Here is an 11,812-nt window from a genome sequence, read left to right on the forward strand (position 1 = left end):
AAGACAATAATATCAGTGGAGGTGGCATGGACCTCAGCGCGAAGGCGATCCTGGTGGTGGGAGCGGCCCGCCCGCCCGGCATCGGCCGGGCCACGGCGCTACGGCTGGCCAGGGCCAGCGCGCGGCTGGTCCTCGCCGACGCCGTGGACGTGTCCCAGGGAGACGCGGGCACCGGCAGGGTGGCGGCGGCGAAGCTGGCGGAGGTCGCGGCCGAGGTGTCCGAGGCCGCCGGGCGGCCGGTGGCCGCGTTCCCGGTCGACCCCACCGACCCGGCCTCGGTCGAGGAGCTCGTGGCCCGTGCCGTCGGGGAGCTGGGCCGCCTCGACGCCTGCTGCAACATGGTCGGCGCCACCGGCCCGGCGCTCGGCGACGGTCCGCTCGCGGCCACCGGCCCGGACGCCTGGCAGCGCGGCCTGGACTGGAACCTCACCGCCGCCTGGCTCATCGCCCGCGCCTGCGTGCCCCCGCTCACCGCGGCCGGCGGCGGCGCCATCGTCACCCTCTCCTCGTACGCCGGCCTGACCCCGGTCGCCGACGCCGGCGTGGTCGGCGTGGCCCGCGCCGCGGTCAACCACCTCACCGCGGCGCTCGCCGGCGAGCTCGGCCCGCTCGGCATCCGGGTCAACACGGTCTGCCCGCTCGGCGTCCACCCGGGCGACCCCCGGTTCCCCAACCCCGGCCTGGTCAGGCTGGCCGAACGCGAAGGGCTCCCGCTGGCCGACTGGCTCGCCCGCACCATCCCGCTCGGCCGCGGCCAGTCGGCGGACGAGGTGGCCGCCGCCGTCGAGTTCCTCGTCTCCGACGCCGCCTCGTTCGTCAGCGGAGTGAACCTCCCGGTCGCGGGCGGGGCCGCCGCATGATCCAGACGGAGACGAGCGGCGTCAAGGCGTTCATCGGCGTCGACACCGGCGGCACCTTCACCGACACCGTGGTCACCCTCTCCGACGGCCGCCTGGGCGTCGGCAAGGCGCTCAGCACCCCCGGCCGGGTCGAGCAGGGCGTGCTCGACTCCATCGGGCAGGCCGCCGCCGGGCTCGGCCTCACCCTGTCCGAACTGCTGTCCCGTACGGTGATCCTCACCCACGGCACCACGGTCGGGCTCAACGCGCTCCTCACCGGCGGCGGCGCCCGCGTCGGCCTGCTCACCACCGCCGGGTTCGAGTCCACGCTGCCCATCGCCAAGGCCAACAAGCTGCACGGCCTGGACGAGCTGGACGTCACCATGCCGGTCCGCTGGCGCAAGCCGGACCAGCTCGTCGCCCGCTCCCGCATCGCCGGCGTCAGCGAGCGCGTCGACGTGTCCGGCGCCGTCGTGCGGCCGCTCGACGAGGAGCAGGCCCGGGCCGCCATCCGGCGCCTCGCCGAGCGCGGCGCCGACTCGGTCGCCGTCTGCCTGCTGTGGTCGCCGGTCAACGACGGGCACGAGCGGCGGCTGGCCGCCCTGGTCGCCGAGGAACTGCCCGGCGTGCACGTCTCCTGCTCCTCCGCCATCGCCCCGGTGGTGGGCGAGTACGAGCGCACGTCCACCGCCGTGCTGGACGCGTACGTGGCCCCGGTCGTCGCCACCTACCTGCGCGCGCTGCAGGAACGGCTGCGCGAGGACGGCTTCGGCGGGGTGCTGATGATCCTGCGCACCGGCGGCGGCGCCGAACCCGTCGAGCACACCCTGCGCGCCCCGGTGAACACCCTGCGCTCCGGCCCCGTCGCCGGGCTCGCCGCCACCGCCGCGCTCGCCGCCGAGCTGGGGCACGCCAACGTCGTCGCCACCGACGTCGGCGGCACCAGCTTCGACGTCGGGCTCGTCATCGGCGGCGCCATGCAGCGGGCGAGCACCCCGATGGTGCACCGGCACGCGCTGGCCATCCCGGTGGTCGAGGTCGAGTCCATCGGCACGGGCGGCGGCAGCCTCGCCTGGCTCGACCGGGGCCTGGGCGCGCTGCGGGTCGGCCCGCGCAGCGCGGGCGCCGACCCCGGACCGGCCTGCTACGGCCGGGGCGGCACCCGTCCGACGCTCACCGACGCCTCCGCCGTCCTCGGCTACCTGAGCAGGCTCGGCGAGTCGATGCCGCTCGACGTGGCGGCCGCCCGCGAGGCGATCCGCGCGCACATCGCCGAGCCGCTCGGCATCGGCGTCGTGGCCGCCGCCGAGGGGATCGTCCGCATCGCCGCCGACCAGATGCGCGACCTGATACGCCGCACCACGATCCAGCGCGGGCACGACCCGTCCGCGTTCGCGCTGGTCGCCTTCGGCGGCGCGGGACCGCAGTACGTGAGCTGGTACGCCGACGGGCTCGGTGCGACGGACGTGATCATCCCGAACCTGGCCGCCGAGCTGTCCGCGTACGGGGCGGTGTCCAGCGACCTGAGCATCGGCGTCGAGCGCGGCCTCGTCCCCGGGCCCGTCGCCGAGGCCGGCCCGGCCGTCGCGGCCGCGCTGGCGGAGCTGGCCGGCGGCATCGAGGCGGACCTGCCCGGCGCGGTGGACAGCGTCACGGCGGTGTCCGGCCGCGCCCCCGTCCTGCGCCACACCGTGGCCCTGCGCTTCTACCGCCAGCAGCGCCGCATCGAGCTGCCGGTCGCCGTGCCGGTGGACGCCGCCGAGCTGGCGCGGCTGGAGTCGGAGTTCCGCAAGCGGTACGAGGAGATCGTCGGCGCCGGCACCGCCGCCGACGGCACCCCGGTCGAGGCGGTCGGCGTCCGGGTCGAGCTGGTGGCCCCGGTGCCGGTGTCGCCCCCGGCCACGCGGCCGGGCGGCGCGGCCGAGCCGGTGGACGAGCGGGCCGCCTGGTTCGCCGGAGCCGAGCACCGCTGCGCCGTCTACGACTGGCGCCGCCTGAGCGCCGGCTGCGAGATCACCGGGCCTGCCTTCGTCGAGTCCGGCCAGACCACCGTCGTGCTCCCCCCGGGGCGCCGGGCGCGCATGGACGCCGGCGGCCACCTCCACCTGACCTGATCCCCGAGCTGACAAGGAACAGCGATGATCGACGAGATCACGTTCGAGGTGCTCAGGCACCGGCTCGACACGATCAACGACGACGCGGCCGCGGTGCTGGCACGGCTGTCCGGCTCGCACCTGGCCGCCGAGGCCAGGGACCTCAACACCGCGATCATGGCGCCGGACGGGCGGGTCGTCTGCTGCGGCCGCTACGTGCTCGCCCAGGTCGTCTCGATGCACCTGGTCGTACGGGACATCCTGGAGAACTACGCGGACAACCCCGGCTTCGGCCCCGGCGACCAGTTCGTCACCAACGACCCCTACATCGGCACCCTGCACCAGCCCGACGTGGTCGTGGTCGCGCCCATCTTCGTGGACGGCGAGCTCGTCGGCTGGTGCGGCTCCACCGCCCACCAGGCGGACGTGGGCGGCCCCAACCCGGGCGGCATCACGTATGACGCCCGTTCCATCTTCGACGAGGCCGTGCCCATGCCTCCGGTGCGGATCGTCGAGGGCGGCCGGCTGCGCCGCGACCTCGAACGCGAATATCTCGTACGCTCCCGTACGGCCGAACTGAACCGGCTGGACCTGGTCGGCCAGGTCGCCGCCAACCGGAGCGTCACCGCCGAGGTGGGCCGGCTGTGCGGGCAGTACGGCGCGGACGCGGTGGCGGCCGTCATGGACCGGCTGCTGGAGCGTACCGAGGCGCTGCTGCGCGAGCGGCTGCGCGCGCTGCCGGACGGCCGCTGGCGGCACGTCGCCTACGTCGAGTACCGCCCGCACGGCGGCACCATCGAGGCCGTGTACGCGGTGCGGCTGACCATGACCAAGCGCGGCGACGACCTGGAGCTGGACTTCACCGGCAGCGACCCGCAGGCGCCCGGCACCATCAACGCCGCCTACCCCGCGCTGGCCGGGTTCGCGATCGGCGGCGTGCTCATCTACCTGTGCGGCGGCCTGCCCTGGGTGCCCGGCGGGGTGTGGCCGGTCGTGCGGATCCGCAGCCGCGAGGGCACCGTCGTGCACGCCCGGTGGCCCGCCGGGGTGGCCATGAGCACCGCCGCCACGTGTCAGGCGGTCCGGGTCTCCGTCAACGCGTGCCTCGCCAGGATGCTGGAGGCGTCGCGGGACCTGGCGCACCTGGTGATGGCGAGCTGCCAGGCCGCGGGCGGCGGGGGCGGGACGGTGCACGGGGAGCGCGGCGACGGCACCTCGTACGCCACCATGACGCTCGACGAGATCACCGGCGGCGGCGGCGCCACCTGGTCCTGCGACGGCGCGGACTCCTCCGGCTACACCACCTCGCCCGGCGCGTCGTGCGCGAACGTCGAGGTCAACGAGGCGTACCTGCCGCTGCTGTACGAACGGCGCGCCGAACTGGCCGACACCGGCGGCCCCGGACGGCACCGCGGCGGCGTCGGCACCCTGCACGCGCTGACCCCGCACGGGGACGGGGCCTCGATGACCATGATGTCGTTCGGCCAGGGGTTGCAGCATCCGCTGGCGGCGGGGGTGTGCGGGGGCGAGTACGGCGGGCAGAGCGTCGTGGCCGTCGTGCCCGATCTCGCGGGGCTGGCGGACGAGGGGGAGCGGCGGCTGCCCATGCCGTCGGCGACCGTGCCGATCCGGACGGGCGAGCTGCTGGTCTCCGTCTCCCAGGGCGGCGGCGGGCTGGGCGACCCGCTGGACCGCGACCCGGCCGCCGTGCTGGACGACGTCCTGGACGGCCTGGTGTCGGTACGCGGCGCGCTGCGCGACTACGGCGTCGTCGTCACCGGCGACCCGCGGCGGCCGGACGGGCTGCGCGTCGACGAGCCCGCCACGTCCCGGTGCCGCGACGACCGCAGGCACGCCAGGATCGGCCGACCGCCCGCGCCCCCTGCCCCCTCCCGCCAGGGCCGTCCCCTCTCGGCCGTCCTCGACCTCCTCCCACCGGCCGGCGACGCGCCGCACCGGGAGGGCGTCGTGGCGTGCGGGCGGTGCGGCACCGTGCTGGGCGGCGCGGCCGGGAACGTGTACGAGCACCTCGTCGTGTCCGACGCCTCCCCGGCCGAGCGCAGCCCGCTCGGAGCCGTGTACGAGGGCGCTGACCGTTTCGTCCTGCGGCGCCTCTACTGCCCGGCCTGCGCCGTCCAGATCGACGTCCAGGTCTGCCGCACGGGCGACCCGGTGTTGGCAGCCATCGAGGTGCTCTGAGCTCGCCGAGCAAGGGCGTCCAGATCAGGCGGGCTCCGTCACCGCCGGCCACGACGCCCCGACCTCACGGCGCGGTCCGCCGCCCTGAATAGACCCAGGGTGGCGGTTTCGCGGTGCGTCGTCTTCAGGGACCGCTGGGGGTCAGCCCAGAACGCCGGCTTCGCGGAGTTCGGCCAGTTCGGACGCCGGGACGCCCAGGGAGGTCAGGACCTCGTCCGTGTGCTGACCGGGGGTGGCGGCGGGGGAGGGGCGGGCGAGTTCCTCGTCCTCCAGGTGGACGGGGAGCGGCAGCAGGTCGGCGCCGTACTCGGCGGCGGGCAGCCACGGGGTGCGGGCGGCGAAGTGCGGATCGGCGGGAAGGGTCGCGGGGGAGTTCACCGGCGCTATCGGCACGTCGGCGGTCAGCCCGAGCCGGATCCAGCCGGCCGTGTCACGGGTGCGGAAGATCTCGGTCAGCTCGGCGCGCAGCCGGTGGTCGCCGAGCGCGTGGTCGGCGACCTCTCCGCCGGGGGTGTCGCCGAGCAGGTCGGGCCGCTCGACCGCGTGGCAGAACCGCTCCCAGAACTTCCGCTCCGTCGCCATGATCAGGACGTGCCCGTCGGCGCTCGGGTACACCTGGTAGCGCACGCTGTCGCCCATCCCCGCCGTGCCCGGCTCGCGGCGTACCCCGCCGTCGGACGGGTTGCCGGTCACCTCGGTCGCCGGCCGCAGATGCGCCCGGTGCCCTTCGATCGTCAGCCAGTCCACCGACGCGGCCGCCTCGGCCTGGGCGATGTCGATCGCGCACCCGCGTCCGGTGCGCGCCGCCCGCAGCACCGCGGCCAGGATGGCGCTCGCCGCCAGCAGGGGCGCCACCCGGGTCCCGAGCGGCACGTTCAGCTCGGCCGAGGCGAACCCCCGCTCGTCGGTCCCCAGCCGCAGCCCGCCCGCCCAGGCGTCGAACGCCACCCCGTGCGCGGCCAGCCCGGCGTACGGGCCGGTGGTGCCGTACCCGGAGACCGTGCACCACACCAGCGCGGGGTGGCGCTCGCGCAGCTCGGCCGAGCCGAGCCCGCGCCGGGCGAGCACGCCCGGCCGCATGCCTTCGATGACGACGTCGCTCGCCTCGACGAGGCGGGCGGCCAGCCGGGCGCCCTCCGGCCGCTGGATGTCGAGGGCGAGGCTGCGCTTGCCCCGGCCCAGGTGGTGGTGCATGAGGGAGACGCCGTTCACGAACGGCCACCCGACCTGGCGGATGTAGTCGCCCCCGCCGGGACGCTCCACCTTCACCACGTCGGCGCCGAGGTCGGCGAGGACGGTGCCGACACCCCCCGCTTCGAGGAGAGCGAACTCCACCACGCGGACACCTTCGAGCAGCCGGACCGCCACGTTGCCTCCTGATCGTTGACTTGTCTCTATTCTCATTACTATCTTGTAAATAATAGCAATGCTAAATCTAATATCCCCTCGCCGACAGGGAGACCCATGGATCACGTTGGCCGGCGCATCGCCGCCCGCGACGTCACCCGCTCCTTCGTCACGACCGGCCGCTCGACCGTGCACGCCCTGGGACCAGTCGACCTGTCGATCGGCGATGACGAGTTCCTCTGCGTGGTGGGGCCGTCAGGTTGCGGCAAGTCGACCCTGCTGAAGATCATCGCGGGCCTGCTGGCGCCGTCCTCGGGAGAGGTCGCGGTCGAGATCTCCGGAGACAACCGCATCCCCATCGCGATGGTCTTCCAGGACTACGGCATCTACCCGTGGAAGACCGTCCGCGCCAACGTCGAGCTCGGGCTCCGGCTCAGCGGCCGGCCTCCCGCCGAACGGCGTGAGACGGTGGACGACTGGCTCGGCCGCCTCGGGCTGACCGACTTCGCCGACGTCTACCCCAGCGCGCTGTCCGGCGGCATGCGCCAGCGCGTCTCCATCGCCCGCGCGCTGGCCATCGACCCCGAGGTCCTGCTCATGGACGAGCCGTTCGCGGCGCTCGACGCCCAGCTCCGCGAGGTGCTGCAGGACGAGCTGCTGGCCATCTGGCAGGCCAGGCGGCGCACGGTCGTGTTCGTCACCCACAGCCTGGAGGAGGCGCTGCTGCTCGGTGACCGGGTGGTCGTGATGAGCGCGCGGCCCGGCCGCGTCATCGCCGACATCGACGTCCCGTTCGAGCGCCCCCGCTCCAGCGCCATCCGCACCGATCCCCTGTTCGCCAAGTTGCGCGGCGAGCTCTGGTCGAGCCTGCACTCCGAGGTCGTCGCCCAGTTCGACGCCGGGAAGGACCCGCGATGAGCACGACGTTGTACCGCCGTCCCGGGGTGGCCGAACTGCATCCCGTACGGACCCGCCGCCGCTGGAACGCGACCAAGGTCGTGCTCGGCGTCTCGGTGCCCGTGGGGTTCGTGGTGCTGTGGCAGCTCAGCGCCGTGCTCGAATTGGTGGACCCGTTCCTCTACCCGCCGCCGAGCCGGTTGATCCCGGGCCTCGTCGCGCTGTGGGAGGACGGCAAGCTGGTCGAGGCCACCGTCACCAGCGTCCGCCGGGTCATACTCGGCTACCTGCTGGGGGCCGCGGGCGGGCTGGTGGTCGGCCTGCTCATGGGCATGTCGCGGGTGTTGCGCGCGGCGCTCGAACCCTTCTCCTGGGCCTGGTACACCGTGCCCAAGCTGGCGCTGCTGCCGATCTTCCTGACCATCTTCGGCTTCGGCGACACCTCGGTCGTGGTCCTGATCGCGGCGACCGTCTACTTCTTCGTCTGGATCTCGGTCATGTCGGCCGTCATGGCGGTGCCCACCGGCTACCGTGAGGCCGCGCTGATGCTGCGCGCCAACCGGTGGGAGATGTTCCGCCACGTGCTGCTCCCCGCCGCGCTCCCGGAGATCTTCGTCGGCCTGCGGATCTCCGCCGGCGTCTCTGTCCTGATGCTCGTCGGCATCGAGTTCGTGATCAGCGACCAGGGTCTCGGCTATCTCATCGAGCAGGGCCGCACCCTGCTGCTGCTGGAGCAGAGCTACGTCGGCATCGTGCTCGTCGCCCTCATCGGCTACCTGTTCGCGCTCCTGGTGAAGGCCATCGGCCGGCTGTTCATCCGGTGGACGTCCGACGACAACGCGATCATCCCGACCTGACCCCCCTTCCGCATGTTCATCCTGGAGGAACCCATGTCCAGATTCCGCGTCCTGGGCGCCGCGCTGCTGTTACTGTCCGCCGCGGCGTGCGGCGGTGGCGGCGGGGAGCCGTCGGCCGCGCCCGCCACCGACCTCGGCGCGGTCGTGCCCGTCGAGGGCTGCGGGCCGGACTCGTACGTCGACCCCGCCGACCTGAGCCCGGACCGCAAGATCGCCCGGTGCGAGGCGGGCACGCCCGCGGCGCAGCCGCTCAAGGAGCCCGCGACCATCCGCATGACCTCCGCGTCCCGCTCCAGCAGCCTCGCGCCGATCTTCGTCGGGATGGCGCAGGGCGAGTTCGAGAAGGAGAACCTGAAGATCGAGTTCTCCGTCCTGCCGTTCGCCGACGCGATGCCGCAGCTCGCCGCGGGCCGGGTGGACGTCTCGTACGGCGGCACCGAGGCGGGCCTGTTCAACGCGGTCAGCCAGGGGCTGGACATCAAGTGGGTGCTGGGCAACTTCGTCGAGCCGAAGGCGGCCGACCTGTCCCAGCCGCAGACCGGGCTGTGGGCCCGCCGCGACATCTTCTCCGATCCGGCCGATCCGGACCTGAAGGAGCTGAAGGGCAAGACCCTCGGCTCCACCGTGGGCGCCGCCTCCGCGATCGCCTACCCGATGGACAAGGCCCTGCGCGAGCACGGCATCACGCTGGGGGACATGGAGATCAAGCAGCTCCCGGCCGCCGACCTGATGACCGCGCTGTCCAACAAGGCCATCGACACCGCCTGGCTGCTGGACCCGTACTGGCTGGCCGCGGCCGACCAGCCGGACAGCTACGTGCTCGTCGGCGGGCAGCCGGCGGGTGAGCCGCTCGGCGGCTTCTACGCGGGCAAGTCGATGATCGAGGAGCGGCCCGAGGTGCTCCAGGCGTTCGTCCGCGCGTACATCCGCACGGTCAACACCTACCTGGACGGCGACTACATCAAGGACGACAAGGTGCTGGACGCCATGGCGGAGGGCACCCAGCAGCCGCGCGACTCGCTGACCCGCACGCCGTCGCTCACCTTCGACTGGGAGATCCGCCAGGGGACCGGCGAGTCGGAGCAGAAGGTGTTCATCGCCTTCAAGACCGTGAAGTACGCGGACGTCATCGCGGAGGACCGGTACGTGGACCGCTCGTTTTACGCGAGGGCGGTGGGCCACAGCGCCTCCTGACCCCACGGGTGTCCCGGGCCCGGCGCGTGACGGCGCCGGGCCTTCCCACGGGTACGTCCCGTTGTTAGGGTCCACGCAAGAATTCATTTCAGATTTGGGAGGTGTGATGACCCCTCTCAACGCGGGCGCGGAGCCGCCGCCGTCCATGGTCGAGCGGATGACGCTCATCATGGACGCGTTCGCCGGCCGCGCCGCCCTGCTCACCCTGGAGGACGTCGCCCGCCGCACCCGGCTGCCGCGCTCCACCGCGCACCGCATCCTCGACCAGCTCGTCAGGCTCGACTGGCTGGAGCACACCTCGTCCGGCTACCGCCTGGGCCGGCGCGCGCTCGGGCTCGGCGGCGACGGCGGCCACGGCCGGATCCGCGAGGCCGCCGCGCCGCTGCTGCACGAGCTCCAGCTGAGCACCGGCCTGGTCGTCCACCTCGCGGTCCTCGACGGCGCCGACGTGCGCTTCCTGGACAAGGCGGGCGGCCCGTTGGCGCGGTCGGTGCCGTCCAGGGTCGGCGGCCGGGCGCCCGCCCGCGCCACCGCGCTCGGCCGGGCGATCCTCGCCTGGCTGGAGCCGGAACGGGTGGAGGCGCTCATCGGCGACCCCGGCTCGCTGCACCAGGAGCTGCACCGCGTCCGGCAGCGCCGCGGGCTGGCCTTCGAACGCGGCGACTGCTTCCCCGGCATCGCGTCGGTCGCGGCGGCGATCCGCGGGCCCGAGGGCCCGGTCGCGGGCATCTCGCTGGCGGGCGACTCCCGCGCGCCGCTGGAGCGGGTGGCGCCGCTGGTGCGCGACGCCGCGCGTCAGGCGTCGCGCGCGCTGTTCCCCGAGCCGGAGCCGCTCCGGCACGCCGCCCGCGTGCCGCATCGGGGACGGCTCCCCGGACCGATCGACCGGCTGCTCACCGCCGGACGAGGCGACCGGTCCTGATCCCCGCGGCAGCCCACGCTCCTGCCCGGACGATCGTCGTGCGCCGGTCCTTGCTCCTGTCCAGGGGATCGCGGGCCGGACTCAGTAGTCGCCCCAGCTCCACAGGTTGGCGCCGGGCTCGCCGGGCCGCTGCTCGCCGAGACCGAACCGGCCGCGGTAGAACAGCATCGGCTGCTGCTCGGTGACCGGTTCGAGCTCCCGTACCAGACCGATGACCACGTCGTGGTCGCCCGCGACGTGCACGTCGCGCACCTCGCCGTGCACCCGCAGCAGCACGTCGCGCAGCGCGGGGACGCCCCAGCGGGACAGATCCCACCCGAGGCCGTCGAACTTCCGGCCGGTGCCGGCCCCGAACCGGCCGCAGAGCTCGACCTGGTCCTCGCCCAGCACGTTCACGCAGAAGCGGCCGCTCTTCCTGATGCGCGGCCAGGCGCGCCCCCGGTGATCGGCGCAGAACAGGATCAGCGGCGGCTCCAGCGACACCGACGCGAACGACTGGCAGGTGAACCCGACCGGCTCGCCGTCGTCGAGGCCGGTGACCACGGTCACCCCGCTGGCGAACATGCCCATCGCCCTGCGGAACTCGGCCGTGGTAGGTGGGTCGATCAGGGGTTCGGCGTCGGCGAACTCGGCTGTCATCGCTTCCCCTCAACGTGCGCTTGACGACTCGAACCTACAAACCCCCCTCCGGCATTCCACCCCCGGGATCCCGTTGAGTGGAAGACTCCCAGGTCCACGGGCGCGCGGGTGTGTAGGGTCGTGCCATCCCACAGACCGGTCGGGGGGAGAAGGTGCCGAGGATCGCCGAGGTCAGGACACCGGCCGAGCCCAGCTCGCCGGAGCAGCGGGCCCGCCACCTGCGCATCCTCGGGGCGGCGGCGCGGATCGGCGCCGACAGGGGCCTGGAGCGCGTGCAGATGCACGAGGTGGCCAAGGAGGCAGGGGTCGCCATCGCCACCCTCTACCGCTACTTCCCGTCCAAGACCCACCTGTTCACCGCGGTGCTGGCCGAGCAGATCGACCGGTTCAGCGAGAGCCTCCGCCGCCCGGAGCCCGCCGCCTGCCCCGAGGACGCGGTCGCCGACGTGCTCGTCCAGGCCAGCCGCCAGCTCCTGCGCCGGCCCGCGCTGGCCGCCGCGATGCTCCAGTCGGCCAGCACCGCCAACCCGTCCGTGGTCGCCGACGCCGCGCGCGTCGAGGACACCTCCCGCGACATCATCCTGCGGACGCTGGCCGTCGACGAGCCCACCCCGATGGACGTCACGCTGGTGCGGCTGCTCGTCCAGTGCTGGTACGGGGTGCTGCAGTCCGGGCTCAACGGGCGGCTGCCGATTCCTCAGATGGAGAGCGACCTGCGCATCGCCTGCCGCCTCCTGCTCGCCGGTCGCTCGAACGCCTGACGTCGCTCCCGTTCAGCGGGATTCGCCCTCCTGCCGGGGCTCCCGGATGGTTAACGTCGGAGGC

General features: G+C 73.8%; 10 protein-coding genes. 8 read left to right on the plus strand and 2 right to left on the minus strand.

The window, feature by feature from the left end:
- Positions 1–26: 26 nt before the first annotated feature.
- From AB0K05_RS32790 to AB0K05_RS32800, 3 genes are read left to right on the plus strand one after another with little or no spacing between them, the layout of a single operon-like run.
- Positions 27–860: an SDR family oxidoreductase gene (locus AB0K05_RS32790; RefSeq protein ID WP_364234344.1), complete on the plus strand. Its 834-nt coding sequence runs from the start codon at positions 27–29 to the stop codon at positions 858–860.
- Positions 857–2,953: a hydantoinase/oxoprolinase family protein gene (locus AB0K05_RS32795; RefSeq protein ID WP_364234346.1), complete on the plus strand. Its 2,097-nt coding sequence runs from the start codon at positions 857–859 to the stop codon at positions 2,951–2,953. Before AB0K05_RS32790 ends, AB0K05_RS32795 begins: the two co-directional genes overlap by 4 nt.
- 24 nt (positions 2,954–2,977) lie before the next feature.
- Positions 2,978–5,131 (plus strand): hydantoinase B/oxoprolinase family protein, encoded by a 2,154-nt coding sequence (locus tag AB0K05_RS32800; RefSeq protein WP_364234349.1) that lies wholly within the window; start codon positions 2,978–2,980, stop codon positions 5,129–5,131.
- 141 nt (positions 5,132–5,272) lie between these two features.
- Here the strand turns inward: AB0K05_RS32800 and AB0K05_RS32805 are convergent, their stop codons facing one another.
- Positions 5,273–6,499 carry a CoA transferase gene (locus AB0K05_RS32805; protein ID WP_222708915.1) on the minus strand — a complete coding sequence of 409 codons (1,227 nt, stop codon included), beginning with the start codon at positions 6,497–6,499 and terminating at the stop codon, positions 5,273–5,275.
- A gap of 96 nt (positions 6,500–6,595) precedes the next feature.
- Between AB0K05_RS32805 and AB0K05_RS32810 the strand changes: the two genes are divergently transcribed.
- From AB0K05_RS32810 to AB0K05_RS32825, 4 genes are all read left to right on the plus strand, one after another.
- On the plus strand, positions 6,596–7,396 hold the full coding sequence (locus tag AB0K05_RS32810) for an ABC transporter ATP-binding protein (protein WP_148031149.1): 801 nt from the start codon (positions 6,596–6,598) through the stop codon (positions 7,394–7,396).
- Positions 7,393–8,232 (plus strand): ABC transporter permease, encoded by an 840-nt coding sequence (locus AB0K05_RS32815; protein WP_364234353.1) that lies wholly within the window; start codon positions 7,393–7,395, stop codon positions 8,230–8,232. Before AB0K05_RS32810 ends, AB0K05_RS32815 begins: the two co-directional genes overlap by 4 nt.
- Before the next feature lie 33 nt (positions 8,233–8,265).
- Positions 8,266–9,426 (plus strand): ABC transporter substrate-binding protein, encoded by a 1,161-nt coding sequence (locus AB0K05_RS32820; RefSeq protein ID WP_187281126.1) that lies wholly within the window; start codon positions 8,266–8,268, stop codon positions 9,424–9,426.
- Between the two features lie 106 nt (positions 9,427–9,532).
- Positions 9,533–10,348 carry an IclR family transcriptional regulator gene (locus AB0K05_RS32825; protein ID WP_364234356.1) on the plus strand — a complete coding sequence of 272 codons (816 nt, stop codon included), beginning with the start codon at positions 9,533–9,535 and terminating at the stop codon, positions 10,346–10,348.
- Between the two features lie 81 nt (positions 10,349–10,429).
- Here AB0K05_RS32825 and AB0K05_RS32830 read toward each other — a convergent pair whose 3' ends face one another.
- On the minus strand, positions 10,430–10,987 hold the full coding sequence (locus AB0K05_RS32830; RefSeq protein ID WP_364234359.1) for a flavin reductase family protein: 558 nt from the start codon (positions 10,985–10,987) through the stop codon (positions 10,430–10,432).
- A 152-nt stretch (positions 10,988–11,139) separates the two neighbouring features.
- On the opposite strand from AB0K05_RS32830, the gene AB0K05_RS32835 reads away from it, so the two are divergent.
- Complete coding sequence (locus AB0K05_RS32835; RefSeq protein WP_364234361.1) at positions 11,140–11,748, plus strand: TetR family transcriptional regulator; 609 nt, start codon at positions 11,140–11,142, stop codon at positions 11,746–11,748.
- The last annotated feature ends 64 nt before the right edge of the window (positions 11,749–11,812 follow it).

Source organism: Nonomuraea sp. NPDC049486 (genome assembly GCF_040676925.1).
In the GTDB taxonomy this organism is placed as follows: domain Bacteria; phylum Actinomycetota; class Actinomycetes; order Streptosporangiales; family Streptosporangiaceae; genus Nonomuraea; species Nonomuraea ferruginea.